This is a genomic window from Pseudoalteromonas sp. H105 (assembly GCF_001469215.1).
Lineage (GTDB): Bacteria > Pseudomonadota > Gammaproteobacteria > Enterobacterales > Alteromonadaceae > Pseudoalteromonas.
In genome coordinates this window covers 176,212-191,788 of record NZ_LOFH01000009.1, presented here as the reverse complement: position 1 = coordinate 191,788, position 15,577 = coordinate 176,212, and the positions used below count along the sequence as shown (strand labels likewise).

Sequence of the window (15,577 nt, the reverse complement as noted above, 5' to 3'; positions counted from 1 at the left end):
AACAATTTAATAGTGCGCTCATCGCGCATATTTCTGCCGACTTAACGCTCATTTATCTACTTTATATAGTTTTAACAAATTACCTAAGGCATTACTATCACTAAGTTTTCTAAATTTTTTAGTTAGAGTTAATAGAACCAATATGCGCGCGTCGCTCATTTTCATGAATATATGCGCAAAGCGCAGTTTGACCAATCAGTTATCTACGATATTTAGCCAATATCAACGGCTGCTTCACGCCCTGAGGCATTCAACAAGTCATTTATGTCTTTAATAATGGCGAATCACGCTCTTTAAGTGCCTTTAAATACTTAGCTTCATCGTAGCAACATTTCGTTTTCCAACACCGATAGATTATGCGTATCCATTTAAATGCAAGCGCTCTAACAGCAGATTGATGAGACTTACCTTTAGAACGTTGCCCTTGATAATATATACCCGCCCAATAAGAAGTATGTACTGTTTTCGCTGCCCACTCCACGAAGGTTTGCCTTACAAACTTAGAGCATTGCCATCGCCAATGTACCCATGACTTCTGTCCACTTCGTTCGGTAACAGGCGCAATACCTGCATAATTTTGAATTTCTTCGGCACAATTAAAGCGGTTACGATTATCCCCAAGAGCCGCTAACATTCTAGGCCCCATGCATGGCCCGATACCTGGTAAGGATTTGAAAATGTCTGCATCTGGTAATGTTTTAAACAACTCATCGATACGCACGTCATAAACTTTAATACTCTCCACTACTAATTTGATTTGCTTTACCTGAGTTACAGCGAGCAACATATTAGCTTCTATAACATATTGATCCGTTGTAAGTGGAAGTGCATTTCTAATGTGCTCAATCCGTGATTCTGTATGCTTAACAGCGGGCCCACCTTTAGAGTTCAGAAAACGCCGTATTGTATTAGCTCTAGCTCTTTTAAGTAGCTGAAGGCTAGGCCATTTAGCAATGAGATCTAAGAATAGCCCGCTGTCTCGGTGGGAGAACCATTCTAAAGGCTGAGGGTAGTACTGCTTAAGTGTATTAATAAGCCTATTAACAAAACGTCGTTTATCTTCAACCAGCAGTCTTCGTTGTTCAAATAATTGTTGTAATAGCCTGAGTTCACCGGTACTTGGTTCAATTGGTTTTATTTTTTCTGGATAGCGTAGCATAAGGTCAAGTGCTAACTCTGCATCTTGAGGGTCATCTTTGGCACCACTAGGTGAAAATGCTTGGCGGTAACGTGCTAGTGACAACGCATGAACGGGGAAAACTGTAATAAAGGGGTATTTTTGTAGTGCATACACTATTGGGCCTTTTTTTAACTCCAGCGCAACAGCGATTCTCCCATTTACCTGTTTGTGCAACGTATTGAGCCAAGTATCTAATGATTCTGGTGTATGTTGAATTACCTCAAAACGACGCTCGCCATTTCTAAATTGAATACAAACATCATGTTTTTTATCTGCCCAATCTAAGCCAACATGTGCAGCAAATTGATCTATCGACATAATCATCCACTCCTACTTATAAAGGATTGGTATGTATTCCACGCTCTTCGAAAGAAATATAGCCAGCAGTTTGTGTGCGTGCCCTGAGTATTCGTTAGCGAGCCGTGGAGCACTTACTGGCTCGAAAGAAAAGCGGTGATCATCAAATGATTTTCGCTCATTATTCGTAGCCAGTAAGCACATACCCTAAACCACTTTAAAGTGTAGTTCTTAGGTGTGAATGACTATATCTCGCTCATAACCGTCTTACTACATTTTTAGTGTCAGATAGCTTGGCTTTCAGGGCACTCTTTTAATATGTGTTACAACAATAAACCGCTATCCATACAGTATTAAATCAAAAAAGATAAAGTATAAAATTTTCATTTGGAATTTCTGTTTGGTGTTTTAATTAGTTTAAGCCTAAAAACCAAATTCCACCCTTCATGAGGAAGACCCAAATAGGGAACGAAATTACCGCACCTACAGCCCTCGCCACTCCTACCTCTCTATTCCAGCTCTGTGAAGAACAATTCCAGCGCGACGTGAAAAAGAACAATAGATTTAAATTTGTTCAAAAAATAACAAATAACACTTGCACACAACAACTGTATAAACTACTGTATACAAATACTGTATAAACAACCAGTGAGTGACCGTTATGTTACAGCCAATTACTTTAAGAACTGTTAAAAGCTACCAGCAGGATAAACTTAGTTCATCCGTCAACGTGATCCAGATTGAAGACGAAATTTCCGCGACATTTGAGTTACTGAAAGTACTTCATCATTATAACAACCAGAATGCATGGACACTCTTAATCGCACCTGATCATGTGCCAAGTAAGGCATTACTGGATTCATGTTCAATTGATACAACTAAGCTGCTAGTAATTAGGCAAAAACATTTAGTAAATCTGGAATATGTGCTTAATTCTGCACTTCATAACGGTAATTTTGCTGCTGTAATAACGTGGACAGATATTGTCAAAGATAATCAGTTAGCAAATTTATCTATCAACTTAGAGCAAGCCTCAGCAAAACTGTATTGCTTTACTAACAATGAGTCGTCAGTGGAGTTAGCATTGGCCCAATAAACTGTTAAGCTAGCGGTTTTTGGACTGAGTAAAATTATGACCTCTCTTTCAGAACTTTCTTGCTTATGCAACAGCCAAAAGAGTTATGCTCAATGTTGTGAAAAATTGCATTTAGGTAACGCGCATGCCAAAACTCCGGAGCAACTTATGCGCTCACGTTATGTTGCATATGCGATGAAAAAAGCTGATTACATATATCAAACCTATGCACATGATAAACAGATAGAAAACCCACTCAATGAAATCGCTGAGTTTGCAGAGAGTTGCCGCTTTATTAATCTCAAAATTATATTATCTGACCATGATGAAAACACTGGGATCGTAGAGTTTTGTGTAAGCTATATTTTTCAAAACCTGCTTTGCCAATTGCACGAAAAATCGCGCTTTATAAAAGAAGGTAACAACTGGAAGTATTTAGATGGCGAAATTTTCCCGACAGATGAAGTCCACATTGGTCGAAATGATACTTGCCCTTGTGGGAGCGGTAAAAAGTATAAAAAATGTCACATCAATGTCTAAAGTTATCTTGGTCAATAGAAGCTGTATATAACGATAAGGAGCAAAGGGTTGCTCCTTATTTCTTCATGTGCTTACTTTCATAGTTTATTTAGCATCATTTCTTTTATTTTATGCGCTTTGACAAAATGATCTAATTCATGAGTTTGAATCCACCACGTAGCAACTTGCATTAGCAAATCTGGCTCATCATTTTTATTAGCAAAGAAGGCATAAAATGATAAACCAACATTTTGCCCTTTAGCATCGATTTTTTTATCACATATGCGGATTATTCGCTCTCTTAATTTTTCGTCCAAAATACTCACTTTCTAACCTACCTCAAATTAAAAAAACAATACTTGAACATAAAGCTTTTGAATATTAAACCTTATTTTTATTATTTCTATCTCAATTATTTATAACATCTATTACTAAGTGATGTATACATCTTGGAAGTACTTCAAACTCGTAAAGTGACCAACTTGGTCTAAATAGAAAACAAAGACGCTGAATAAATATACTGGGTGTCGCTTCAGGCATACGTCACTTCATCCCACCTACGCGTATTGGCGTTCACAACACCACACTGCTTAGATTAGGTGCCTCGAGGGACTCTAAGGTATATATTGGCATTTTGACGCTATCCGCCTGTCTAATTTCTATATAACCATTAGCTTTAACTTTTTAGCTAAGGTCTAAAATAACACTATATTTATAAGACAGACACAGACAGCTCCTTTACGATATAAACATTAATTAACCAGGCATAGGTGACCATTTCAACAGTATTGACTTTAAGCATTCATAATCGAGTGGTTTACCTAAAAAATCATTCATCCCAGCATCAAAGCATTGTTGTTTATCACGTTCTAGTACATTGGCGGTTAATGCAATAATAGGGGTGTTGACATAGCTATGTATTTTCCTAATTTCAACTGTAGCTCCAGGACCATCTAGAACTGGCATCTGCATATCCATTAAAATCATATCAAAAGCGCTCATTTCACATAGCTCAATAGCGTGCTGGCCATTGATTGCAATACTAATCGTAGTAATATTAAATTCCTTTAAGAGTGCCTCAATCACTATTTGATTGATTTGATTATCTTCAACAACCAACACATTTAAATGAGATAAATCGAGTGCCTGCTTCACTTTTTTCTCATGCACTGCATGTAAAGTTTCAATGTCTATGACTTCGGCTTTTGTTGCTAATTCAAAATAAAAACGAGAACCTTTACCCAACTTGCTGTCAACCTTTAGAGGGGCTTGCATTATATTCAATAACTTACTCGTAATAGCTAACCCTAACCCGGTACCACCAAACCGGCGTGTAATTGATGTATCAGCTTGTGAAAATGCCTCAAATAAAGATTCAATGTGCCTATCATCAATACCTATACCTGTATCTGATACGTTAAAGAGAAGTTTAAGCTCTCCCTTCTCCATAACGTTGACAGTCACATCTAATATCACACTTCCTTTTTCGGTGAACTTAACCGCATTACCTAATAGATTCATCAGCACTTGCTTGAGTCGTGTCTCATCGCCTAAAAAAACGGTATTTTCTTTTCCCGCGTTTGACGATACAAGCAATTTTACATTTTTCTCTTCTACTTGTTCACTGAATAAGTGATGCATTTCGTCTAACAATTTGTTTAAATTTATAGGCTTATTTTCAAGCTCAATTTTTTCTGCATCGATTTTACTTAAATCTAAAATGTCATTAATAATCACTAATAAGCCACTGCCTGATGACTGAATTATCTCTAGCATCCTCAGTTGCTTGTCAGTTAAAGACGTATTACTTAATTGCCTCGTCATACCCAAGATACCATTCATCGGTGTTCTAATTTCATGACTCATATTCGCCAAAAATTCAGACTTTACTTTTGATGTATGTTCAGCAGCTTGTTTTGAGCTGATAAGATCTTTACTAAGTACTCTAAAACGGTTAGCTGCTTGCGCTAATACGCCCAACTCATCTTGGCGAGATAAGTCATTAATAGGTTCAGATAAATCACCATTTAAAAAGCACTGAAAACTTTTTGTCAGTCGCTTAATTGCATGCGCTATATGAAAGTGGAAGAACATGGTTAAAATAATCACATAAAAGATAATGCCAATACCAAGTAACTGCAAAACACGCTCTGTTTTAACAATCGTCTTTTCACCGTATTTTTTTATCTCATTTAAGCGTTGTAGTGATTGTTCTCTGAGAGTATTAGCTAAGGAGCTAAACTCAATTGCATCACCCGCCATAACAACATTAACAAGGCTTAAATAGTTACGGTTAGCTTGAATACTTTTATTAAATGTATTTTTATAGGTTTTTGCTGATTGTATGTTTAAGTCAATTAAGGCGTTTTGTTCTGCCGCAGTAGGTAGGTCAAACCTATCAAGTTGCTTCAATGCGTGCATGACATCTTGGCGTTTAGAATAATCTTTTTTAGTTAAAAAAAGCTGTGCGCTCTGGTGCAAGCTATGCCAAGTATTTATTCGCTGTAAAATAATAAGCTTAGAGTGTAAATCGGCAGTGCCCGCTGCGAGCCTGTCTAAATCTGTAATCGCATTAAGGTAGATCCCTGGTAACACATCACTCATTAAAGCGCTTTTTATATTGTAACGCTTAACTAATACATTTAAGTTATTACCGTAGCGAACCACTAGCTCAGACATACTATCAATATATAGCTGTTCACTTAACCCATCGTTATTTTCATCAATGAATTTTAAGCGACGTTGAATACTTTGAAAGTTTTCTTCTATTTTAGCAAATACAGCGTCACTCCCTGATGAACCAAACACAGAAATATCTCTCTGCATTTCAACAATATCTTTATTTATTCGTAGTATACCAATAGCATGACTACTTAAATCGGTAATACTACCCATCGAATTTTCAATCGTACCTAAACGCCGCTCCATTACAAAGTAGCTAATACTCAATACAATAAAAACTAACGCGAATGCAAACGTCATCTTCGCAGCAATAGACCGTGAAACTAAATGCAACACGTGATCCCCTTAAGCATTCAATAGCTCATACCATTTATCTAAACTGTAATCATAGTTCTCCATCACTGTATTCCACACTGCAACATTTGAAAAACGTTTTAGGTAACTTCCTCCATCACGATATTGTCCTGCAGTAGTTGAAACCTTCCCATCAGTACCTTTAAGATCGATTGCGGCTTCTTTCCCCTCATACCAAAAGTCCCACTCAGGTTTTGACATCAATGGCTGACTGCGTTCAGGGTTTGATATGTAATAACCTTGCCGCGCAATAAATGCCCCCGGATATCCAGATAGCCACCAATTCATATACTTATAAGCTGCTTCTTTAACCTCCTCAGTCACATTCGAGGATAAGCACATTACACCATGCCAAGCTCTATAACCCTCTTTAGGTGAAGCATAAACAACGGGAATGCCCTGTCCTTTGCAAGCGCTAACACCTGGTGAAAACATACTTTGAATATTAACTCTCCCCGTTTTCATAAAATCGACAGATTGCGGTACCGATGTCCAAAAGCCAGAAAAATGCCCCTGCCTTTTTTTAGTAAGTAGAATTGAAAAGAGCTTATCTATTTCAGCAATACTCATATTTCCTATGTCTTTAAAGCTCATTAACCCTTGGGCTTTGGCTGCTAAAGCGGCATCAAAAATCCCAATCGTTGGGGCATTGACCAGTCCAACTTTACCTTTATTTCTATCATCTAATAGCCATGCCCAAGACTCTGTTTCATATGGTTTTCCTTGATCAATATAACGCGTATCGTAACCGAATGAATCTACATTGTGGACATATGGCATGAAGCTTATTTTATTCGAGGCTGTACTACCCAAAGATCCATCATTTTGCACATACAGAATTTTGTTTGGTGCATCACCCGCCCCTAATTTAGCTGATGGATGAACTTTTCCGGTTTTAGTTAGCCCATTAATCTCATCCCAATACAGCAGACGCTCAGTCTCTATCGGTTGAATGGACCCTGCTTGCCATAAAATATTAATCGAGTCTGACCATTGCTCATAAAGATCAAACGAATCAGGATCTGCTGCTGCTTTTTGTAAAACGGCTGCACTCCCCATAGGAAGAAACTCAATATTAATACCTAGCTCTCGCATGGCACGCTGACGAAGTTCCTCTTGTAAGGTTACGTGAGTTCCCATAACTCGAAGTGTTATCATTTTTTTTGCGAAGACAAAAGGAGCTTTAAAAGCAAGAGTGGATATAGCGGCACCTGCTCCCACGGTTCGTAGAAAATGTCTTCGTCCTGATGAATCAGCCATTTTTGTTTTTCCATAACAAACAGTATTACTGATAAGTGTAGACTAAACATCTAAAAATTCTGCAAAAACTATGAACTAACATGTAGCATCATTTGCTTAAAGCACCGTGGTTAGCGAACGACTCAGCCTTGAATGAACCTGCATCTTATACCAATCCGCATAATTAAGTGATCTATTTTGGGAGTAGAAAAACGTGTTGATAGCTAGGCAAAAAATTCGCTATTTAGTTATTCTAAATGAGAGTTTTTTAACGCAGGTAGCGGCACGTTTAGCCCCACAAAAAATAATTAAGCATTATTGCGGATTGGTATTAAAGGCTGTAATTCATATTTTGCTATATTGGCTTCCCTACCCCATGTTTAATCATAAAAGAGAAGTTAAATTAACAATAGCTATAGATAGCGATTGAGAGTCGCTGCGCATCTCAAAAAATGATTGTTCTCGTTAAATAAGTGCACTAGAAATAGCCTATGGTATTGTCGCCCAGCCTATACTTAATTTCAGGCTACCTATTAAAGGTTATAGTGCAAGCAAGCCTTACGTTTGTAGCTAAACATCGTATAAGCTCTAGATTCAACAACTAACAATTAATATCATGATTTAAAAGACACTTCCCAATGACACACTACGTTAAACCGGAACAAAAAGTGTTTGGTATATATTTATATAAAGCTAACTAGTTAATAATTAAAAAGTTAGTTCTCTTTGATATTTTTCAATTAACTCAGCGATTTCTGCATCACTGTTTTTTATAGCATCATTGAGAATATTTACCTCGCGTTTGCTAAAGCGTTGTGTATTTAGCATGTAATATACAGGATTACTGTTAATCATAATGTTTGTTGGCCTAACAAAATCTGACATTCCATTTTTTATGATAAAATAACTACCGGCTAAATATTCTTCAATAGCAAAATCTACACGTTTCTTTTTTACTAAGTTTATTCGTTCATTTAAGTGATTAGTTTCTACAACACATGCATAGCAATCAGAAACATATTTTTTAAATAAAGCACCATAATAGCTCCCTCGATTAACAGCAAAGACGATATTTTTTGACTTTCCCCACGTTTTAGCATTATTTGTATTTTCAAATAACTGCATCTGTTCAATCCGATAGGCTAGACTGAAGATGGCGTAATCTGAGCGTTCTTCGGTAAAACTAGCAGCAAAAATTAAATCTACACGGCCATGCTTGAGTTCATTTAAAGCACGACTTGAAGAAGGGTAAACTATATATTCCCAACAGATTCCTGCTTTAGATAAAACAAGTTCAATGATTTCAATATCTAGCCCTTTTTGTATCCCATTTTCAGTGTATGAAAATGGAGGCCATTTAGATGCCGCGCTAATTTTAATCGTTTTCTCACAAGCGAAAGCTTTTGCACTAATGGCAAGGATAGTTACTATCAATATAGCGATAAGTTTCAATCGACTAAATAAGAAAAGTTGCATTTAAACGCCTTTAGTTAGCTATTATTTTTCTCAAAACCTTCCACTTAAATTATTCAACAATTTACTTCGATAAATTTGCGTGCCGTCTGTGTGGGTAGATAAAAAGTCAGGCGTGTAAAGGCAAATACGGTTATCAAACTCATATTCGTAACCTAGTGGCTGTGCTTCAAATGCGGCTATTGATGGTGGAAATGCAAAATAGAAACACGCATCAAATTCTAAAGAGGATTTGACTAAATAGGTAGATTTATTTTTTTGACTAGCAAATTTATGAAGGTTTTTTATACGGGAGTGTTTTAGTTTTCTTCTGTACATGTGAGCCAATCATTTAATCATTTAGTTAAATGCTAGACTATGCCACCTTATACTTCCAATTTATGCCATCTTTTAGTGTAAGTTGGCATAGGCACATTCGATTTCATTGAGCTACAACAGCACATATGAAGTGTAAGTTGACATAATATTGAAGCTAATAATGGCATAAAGTTACCAAATACAGGCTTTATGTAGCCAACCACTTAATAATGCTGCCCGGTTTAGCTGACTGCCATGTGCCAATTGTAGACAGTGGTAAAGCCCATTTAAGGGGCTGAAAATAGTTTGCTAAAATGTGTAGCGAAGCGGAACCGAGCAAACTGTTAGCAGTCCCGTTTTAAATTATTGTTAGTTAGCTCTTTTCAACACTATAAGCGTGTAAATGTTTCTACTGCCAAAGGATTAATTCCATAGATATCGATTGAAACTACCCTATCCTCAACTATTTTATAAGCTGCTATTCTTCCGCTACCAATAGCGAACTGGATTCTCAATTCATCTTTTCGTTTTGCTGCCGTTGCAACTGTATTTAGCTTACCCAAACTAAATTTAAGATCATTATTTTCTAGTAACTCGACTTCTAGATTCCCCCACAACGGATTATAAAATACCCCAGCGTATTCTGATTTTTCTTTAGTCAAAACCATTTTTCTAGCGGCATTTCTTTTTTCATGTGTTTCATTGGTTTCCTTAATATCTGCTTGTATTTTTAACCAACGATCTTTCATAGCTTCAATTCGAGATTCTGTAATTTTATTTACATCTCCCTTGCCTAATAAAATACTATAAGCAATATCAGCGATACCTTGTGTCATAGACGCTGCTACGGTTTCTTCATTGTTAAGTACTATCAGTCCAATATTATGCTCTAACATAAAAGAAGCATGTGTATGCGTTCCAGCAATCCCACCAAAATGATGATATGTTTTTTCTTCTTTATATGGCCCCATATACCAGCCCCAAGCATACCCTTCACGAATAAAGTCTCTATACTTTAAATCGTTAGTAGCTAATTTCTGATGAGACTTTTTAATAACGTTAGCTGGAAATACTTGTTTTCCGTTAACCTGACCTTCGTTCAATTGCGCAATCAAAAACTTTGCCATATCCCTTGCCGATGAAAAAGTGCCGCCGGCAGCTTGCATAGTGGAATCACTCTTTTCAAAGGGCATGACTTTTTTTGGGTTAGCGGCATATAAATGATAAGGACGTGCAATGTCAAAGCCTTTAGTTTCAGCATCGCTAACGTACGATGTCGTATGATTCATTGATAAAGGTTGGTAAACTAATTGCTCAAGCGTTTGCTGCCAATCTTGCTTGAATTTATCTTCAGCCCACACACTTAATATATTGTAACCTTCATTGCCATATTGGTAGTGTCCTAACTGATTAGCAGGATCATTTTTAGATGAAGAGGTTAACTTTTGTCGCTGTAATTTATTATGTTGCCCAGTAAATGCTAGCGTGTCCACTAAAGGTATGTTGGCAAGAGCATGGGTATGAGAAACAAGATGTTTTACTTGAATTTTATCTGTATCGATATAAGGAAAATCTAGTGTAGGAAACATCTCGGCCATAGAAGTACTGTCTTTAATATCGCCATTTCCCTCCATTAATAGCATTGATAAAGCAAACATAGGCTTTGTCACAGATGCAAGATAAAAGGCGGTTTTTTCATTTACCCTTTTATTATCTTTTATATTAGAGTATCCGAAATACCCTTCGTAAACTATTTTTCCATCTTTTACGATTGCAACAGCAGTCCCTGACGGTAACCCTACTTCTTTTTTTACAAAGTTAACGTACTTATCTATGGCTGAAAAGTCATTACTTGCATATGAAGTACCTGCAAATAAAATACTAGCGATAATAAATAAACCAAACCTCATTTTTTAAGTCCCTTTATTAATTCTGATTGATAAACTTGCAACTAAACTAGCTAGTCAACTAACGAGCCTCTAGATTAACTCGTTTTAAATTTATTATTATTTATGAATTAACCATAGCCGAGTTCCTATTTTGATTCAATCAGTTATCTCTAGTTTACGTAAAATAGAAAAAGAATGTGCGGTTGTTTTAATGGCTGTTTTAGAGGGAATTGCATGTGCCTGAGTCGCTATATTTCGGCTTAAAAAGACTCCCCTTTTTTAATGCAGCCTGTTTTGCAGCTTTTCTATGTTATGAACAAGGCAGAACAGTTGCCGTAGAATGAAGTAAATGCATTCACTATCGTTTGTCCCCGTAAGATCAGTTTATTCATGCCCTTATTGACGGTCATACTCCGCTTTTTATTTAAACGAAAGCAAGCTCTATATATCCGAATCGTTTGCCATACCTTTAAAAAACTTTTGATGTCTGAAGTCAAGATCTGAACCAATTACTTCACTGGCGGTACTTATGCACTAAGTTTTTAAGGCAAACGTTTGTGGAATGGGCTGGACTCTCTGTCCGGTATTCATTTTGGGCAAAAGCCTATTATCGGCAGCAAGAAGCCAAAGGAAAACCTCATAATACCATCATCAGATCATTGGCATTTAAGTGGATACGGATCCTATTTAAATGCTGGAAAACACATACGCCCTACGATGAATCAAATTACTTAACGGCATTGAAAAGTAAGGGAGCACCGCTGTTAAAGTTTGCGGTGGAAAGTGGGCTTTAGTGCTTGCTGTCCACCTCAGGGCGTGTTGTTAAACGCCTATTCACTAATTTGCTTTATATAATGAATGACTCTCCAGTAATAAAAAACTGAAAACACAGTTTGCAAAGCTAAATCGAGTGAATTTGTTTCTTCAGAAAAACCATAACCAGCTAATTCAACTACAACATAAATTAAGATGAAAATCGGCACCGTAGTGACAAGTAGTCGGATACCAACAACCCAACTAATTGACAAGTATCTGCGCAAAAAATCTGAGCCTTGATTCCCACCATTAGCAAAAAAGCACAAAGCAGTCCCGCAAATGACAGATAAAACACCAAGTAATATATTAAAGTAATCGAATAGATTTACTGTATCACTAGGAAATGAAGCCAACACAAATAACACCAATGTTCCGGCTAAATATTTCAGGTCATTAGATTGTGTCAAATTCCCTTCTCGTAAATCCGATTTTAGTGACTCTATTTTCCAAAAATACATCAACACTCCATAGTTAAATTTGGCGTTTAGCAGCGTTTTACCAAGAATACCAATAAACACTCGCGAGTGTTTGCCCTATCCTACGTAAATACACTTTAAAATTTCTAATAATATTATTAACTTATCATAAAAATGGCAACAAGAAATCACCATCCCCATAGCGAGAATTCTGATCAGGTATATACCGAGAATTTGAGTTGCAAAACCCTTGCAATGAATTATAACTATATAAATAAACAGTAGCCGGAATTTACTATGAGTTCACCTTATTTAGAAATGATCAGAATTGCGTACTAGGCGCTATAGTATTCAAACTGAGAAGATTATCTCTATTGGATAAAGTATTTTATTTTGTTCAATGACAAAAAGCTCCCTGATGACATGGGAAACCATCACATCGAACGGTTTTTGAATAATTTGGCAGTTAACAAACAAGTAAGTGGTGCAACGCAAAATCAAGCGCTATGTGCGATTATGCTTTTATATCGTTACATTGTTAAGCGTGAGATTAAAGGGTTATCTTATTCATTCACAAAGCGGGAGAAAGCATTGCCAACGGTGTTAACTCACGAAGAAACATTAACTATAATTAACAAATTATCTGGCAAATACCGTTTAATCGCGTCAATACTTGAAATTCTAAAGAGGATTTGACTAAATAGGTAGATTTATTTTTTTGACTAGCAAATTTATGGAGGTTTTTAATACGGGAGTGTTTGAGTTTTCTTCTTTACATGTGAGTCAACCATTTAATCATTTAGTTAAATGCTAGACTATGCCACCTTAAACTTTCAATTTATGCCATCTTTTAGTACAAATATGTCAACTTATACTTCAAACAACACCCAATGAAGATATTGGGTGGCAGTCTTACCAGCCACATCTCGGCACACACGTCACAAACTGTGGCTGCTCCCTTCCGGGCCTGACCAGGTTCGCCTGCTAGTGTTGCGAGAGGACCAATAAGACTACCATTGAGGGCCTTGGTTGGCGCGGGAAAGATTATCTCTACTTTTGCACTGTTATTCAAGCGGAAATCTAAAAAGATGGTGTGACTGGTTGTTAATCAAACAATCACACCGTTTTTTATACAATCTATTTCTTACTTTTCTAATTCAGCTCTTACACTACGTAAAACGGCTTTTACTTTTTTCATATTTTCGGGGCCCATACGCAATAACTGTTTTTGCGCCGCTGGTAGGCGTTCCCACTCTGAATATGCATATTGATAAGTCACTGAGTCCCTGAGTAATGGCATATCACCTTTTGGCTCAGGTGTATCAAGTAATAGTTCAATCGCTTCATCTAGTGTTTGTGTAAACTCATCACCCTCATAACCAATTTCACTGTAAGCGTCGCTTATAAGTGGTTTATATTGTTCATATAAACGTACAATTTGAGCTGCACTCATACTTGTGAATATTTTTACATAAGGGGTGTAGCGTTCGTAACTGTTTGGATCAATCTGCAAAATATCACCTTCAATTACAGTGAAACTCTCCTGCAAAGGTTCAACAGGTGCATGCTTAACAGCCACTTTCCCTCTCGCTAAGTTATCAATAAATACCACGCCCCGGCGAATGACATCGTCGGTGATCAGTAAGTCCATTACTTGGTCGCTTAAGTATTCGTCTATATTTGCAACAACGACCTCATCACTGTCATTTAAACTAGGTAATGATTTAACAACGGGTGTTGGCTCAACCACTCTTTTTGGTGGAGGGGTTATAACTTCTGGCTCAGGTAAAACAGCTTCTTGAGAGTCGACTACTTCAGGCTCTGGTGCTTTATATTGTTCGATTGGTTGTGTTTGAGGCGGTAAATCAACAACAGGTTGAGGCTGCTCTTCAGCGCTAAATAAAACAAATGCTGCCACACATGCAATAACAATAAGTATCACAATTGCAAAGAGCAAATTGTTATTTGGTGGACGTTTTTCGACATCTGGCTGCGGTGATTGATCTGACATACGAACTCCATAAAAAATTAAAATGCATAATTCATACACTTAGAGTCACCTAAGTGAGTAAAATTCCAAACTAAGCGATAAAAATAATTATCTTGCTCAGGTATCCTTTGATTCTTCTAGCTTAAAGACTTACAGTTAATAAATAAAGTAAAGACGGTCAACGGTTTAATTGCAACTATGAGAATAAAACAGGTCGATAAAAATAAACCCAAAATAGCCTTACTTTTAACTGGCGGTGGTGCACGTGCAGCTTATCAAGTGGGAGTATTGAAAGCGCTTGCTCATAGTATGCCCCGTACGGCCCCTTTACCTTTCACCATTATTAATGGTACGTCTGCTGGTGCAATAAATTCTGCTGCTTTAGCGTGTTATGCTTCGTGTACACACCTTGCTATTAGAAAGTTAGAATATGTTTGGAAGAACTTTTCAACCTCAACCGTCTACAAAAGCGACTTTTTAGGTGTATTCGGTCATATTACTCGCAATATGTTAACAAGTTTTCAATCTGAACATACTAATCATCCACCAGCGAGCCTACTAAACAATCGGCCATTACGTGAGTTATTAAGCGAAGTCCTTGATTTATCTAGTATTGAACGTAATTTACACCGTAACTATCTAGATGCGGTATCAATCACTGCATCAAGCTATACAACGGGTGATTCTGTGGCATTTTTCCAATCAAATACGCAAACGCCTTGGCAGCGTGCAAAACGAGTGGGACAAGCTACGCGCATCAACGTAGATCATTTAATGGCATCAAGTGCTATTCCCATGGTTTTTCCGAGTGTAAATGTACATAATCATTATTTTGGTGATGGCTCTATTCACCAATTATCGCCTTTGAGCCCCTGTGTTCACCTTGGCGCAGAAAAAATATTTATCATTGGTGTTGATCAACCTAAAGAGTTACACCCTCCAGGCTATTTACCTCATTACCCTGGCTTATCGTCAATTGCCGGACACCTACTTGATAGTGTATTCACAGATACATTGCAATCAGATCTAGAACGGCTTGAGCGTATTAATAGAACGTTAGGGCTGATGCCCGGTCGAGAAAAACACAAAGAACTTAAACAAATTGAGACCTGTGTGATTAATCCTTCTGAAAACTTTAACGCGATTGCTGCACAGTATTATGACGATATGCCGCTACCTATAAAAATATTGTTACGTATGATTGGTGTAAAAAAACGGTCTCAATCAAGCTTAACCAGCTATCTGCTATTTGAAAAACGCTATACCCAACATTTAATTAATATTGGGTATAAAGATGGGCTTGAAAAGTTACCACAAATTCGCGCTTTTTTAGAACTAGATTAAACAACA

The 15,577-nt window shown here is 37.1% G+C and carries 13 protein-coding genes, 1 other RNA gene and 1 pseudogene; 5 read left to right on the top strand and 10 right to left on the bottom strand.

Annotated features, from left to right (window positions below; genetic code table 11):
* Window positions 1-262: 262 nt before the first annotated feature.
* Complete coding sequence (locus ATS75_RS15530; RefSeq protein WP_058561331.1) at window positions 263-1,498, bottom strand: IS110 family transposase; 1,236 nt, start codon at window positions 1,496-1,498, stop codon at window positions 263-265.
* A gap of 640 nt (window positions 1,499-2,138) precedes the next feature.
* Between ATS75_RS15530 and ATS75_RS15525 the strand changes: the two genes are divergently transcribed.
* Both ATS75_RS15525 and ATS75_RS15520 read left to right on the top strand, forming a co-directional pair.
* On the top strand, window positions 2,139-2,573 hold the full coding sequence (locus ATS75_RS15525; RefSeq protein ID WP_058561330.1) for a SulA-like leucine-rich domain-containing protein: 435 nt from the start codon (window positions 2,139-2,141) through the stop codon (window positions 2,571-2,573).
* A gap of 36 nt (window positions 2,574-2,609) precedes the next feature.
* Complete coding sequence (locus ATS75_RS15520) at window positions 2,610-3,092, top strand: YchJ family protein (protein ID WP_058561329.1); 483 nt, start codon at window positions 2,610-2,612, stop codon at window positions 3,090-3,092.
* Window positions 3,093-3,169: 77 nt separating this feature from the next.
* Here the strand turns inward: ATS75_RS15520 and ATS75_RS15515 are convergent, their stop codons facing one another.
* From ATS75_RS15515 to ATS75_RS15490, 6 genes are all read right to left on the bottom strand, one after another.
* Window positions 3,170-3,388: a DUF6500 family protein gene (locus tag ATS75_RS15515; protein ID WP_058561339.1), complete on the bottom strand. Its 219-nt coding sequence runs from the start codon at window positions 3,386-3,388 to the stop codon at window positions 3,170-3,172.
* Between the two features lie 439 nt (window positions 3,389-3,827).
* Window positions 3,828-6,089, bottom strand: coding sequence for an ATP-binding protein (locus ATS75_RS15510; protein ID WP_058561328.1), 2,262 nt, complete (start codon window positions 6,087-6,089; stop codon window positions 3,828-3,830).
* A 9-nt stretch (window positions 6,090-6,098) separates the two neighbouring features.
* On the bottom strand, window positions 6,099-7,367 hold the full coding sequence (locus tag ATS75_RS15505; RefSeq protein ID WP_058561327.1) for an ABC transporter substrate-binding protein: 1,269 nt from the start codon (window positions 7,365-7,367) through the stop codon (window positions 6,099-6,101).
* A gap of 687 nt (window positions 7,368-8,054) precedes the next feature.
* Window positions 8,055-8,822: a substrate-binding periplasmic protein gene (locus tag ATS75_RS15500; protein ID WP_058561326.1), complete on the bottom strand. Its 768-nt coding sequence runs from the start codon at window positions 8,820-8,822 to the stop codon at window positions 8,055-8,057.
* Between the two features lie 30 nt (window positions 8,823-8,852).
* Window positions 8,853-9,137, bottom strand: coding sequence for a Tn7 transposase TnsA N-terminal domain-containing protein (locus ATS75_RS15495; RefSeq protein WP_235591196.1), 285 nt, complete (start codon window positions 9,135-9,137; stop codon window positions 8,853-8,855).
* A 368-nt stretch (window positions 9,138-9,505) separates the two neighbouring features.
* Window positions 9,506-11,026, bottom strand: coding sequence for a serine hydrolase domain-containing protein (locus ATS75_RS15490; protein WP_058561325.1), 1,521 nt, complete (start codon window positions 11,024-11,026; stop codon window positions 9,506-9,508).
* 491 nt (window positions 11,027-11,517) lie between these two features.
* Here ATS75_RS15490 and ATS75_RS20675 point away from each other — a divergent pair.
* Window positions 11,518-11,799: pseudogene (locus ATS75_RS20675) on the top strand (IS110 family transposase); the annotation flags it as partial.
* A gap of 36 nt (window positions 11,800-11,835) precedes the next feature.
* On the opposite strand, the gene ATS75_RS15480 reads toward ATS75_RS20675, so the two are convergent.
* On the bottom strand, window positions 11,836-12,339 hold the full coding sequence (locus ATS75_RS15480) for a hypothetical protein (RefSeq protein WP_152996235.1): 504 nt from the start codon (window positions 12,337-12,339) through the stop codon (window positions 11,836-11,838).
* Between the two features lie 291 nt (window positions 12,340-12,630).
* Between ATS75_RS15480 and ATS75_RS15475 the strand changes: the two genes are divergently transcribed.
* Window positions 12,631-12,933, top strand: coding sequence for a phage integrase N-terminal SAM-like domain-containing protein (locus ATS75_RS15475; protein WP_058561322.1), 303 nt, complete (start codon window positions 12,631-12,633; stop codon window positions 12,931-12,933).
* A gap of 214 nt (window positions 12,934-13,147) precedes the next feature.
* Here ATS75_RS15475 and ffs read toward each other — a convergent pair.
* Window positions 13,148-13,244, bottom strand: an RNA gene (ffs, locus tag ATS75_RS20190) — signal recognition particle sRNA small type.
* Between the two features lie 137 nt (window positions 13,245-13,381).
* Window positions 13,382-14,248, bottom strand: coding sequence for a DUF3014 domain-containing protein (locus tag ATS75_RS15470; protein WP_058561321.1), 867 nt, complete (start codon window positions 14,246-14,248; stop codon window positions 13,382-13,384).
* A gap of 177 nt (window positions 14,249-14,425) precedes the next feature.
* Here ATS75_RS15470 and ATS75_RS15465 point away from each other — a divergent pair, with 177 nt between their 5' ends.
* On the top strand, window positions 14,426-15,571 hold the full coding sequence (locus ATS75_RS15465; protein ID WP_058561320.1) for a patatin-like phospholipase family protein: 1,146 nt from the start codon (window positions 14,426-14,428) through the stop codon (window positions 15,569-15,571).
* Window positions 15,572-15,577: the final 6 nt, after the last annotated feature.

Bases quoted from the DNA above. Each gene is read 5' to 3' on its own strand.
- ATS75_RS15465 (WP_058561320.1), top strand. From the start codon at position 14,426: ATGAGAATAAAACAGGTCGATAAAAATAAACCCAAAATAGCCTTACTT.
- ATS75_RS15490 (WP_058561325.1), bottom strand. From the start codon at position 11,026: ATGAGGTTTGGTTTATTTATTATCGCTAGTATTTTATTTGCAGGTACT.
- ATS75_RS15530 (WP_058561331.1), bottom strand. From the start codon at position 1,498: ATGTCGATAGATCAATTTGCTGCACATGTTGGCTTAGATTGGGCAGAT.
- ATS75_RS15520 (WP_058561329.1), top strand. From the start codon at position 2,610: ATGACCTCTCTTTCAGAACTTTCTTGCTTATGCAACAGCCAAAAGAGT.
- ATS75_RS15495 (WP_235591196.1), bottom strand. From the start codon at position 9,137: ATGTACAGAAGAAAACTAAAACACTCCCGTATAAAAAACCTTCATAAA.
- ATS75_RS15505 (WP_058561327.1), bottom strand. From the start codon at position 7,367: ATGGCTGATTCATCAGGACGAAGACATTTTCTACGAACCGTGGGAGCA.
- ATS75_RS15470 (WP_058561321.1), bottom strand. From the start codon at position 14,248: ATGTCAGATCAATCACCGCAGCCAGATGTCGAAAAACGTCCACCAAAT.
- ATS75_RS15500 (WP_058561326.1), bottom strand. From the start codon at position 8,822: ATGCAACTTTTCTTATTTAGTCGATTGAAACTTATCGCTATATTGATA.
- ATS75_RS15525 (WP_058561330.1), top strand. From the start codon at position 2,139: ATGTTACAGCCAATTACTTTAAGAACTGTTAAAAGCTACCAGCAGGAT.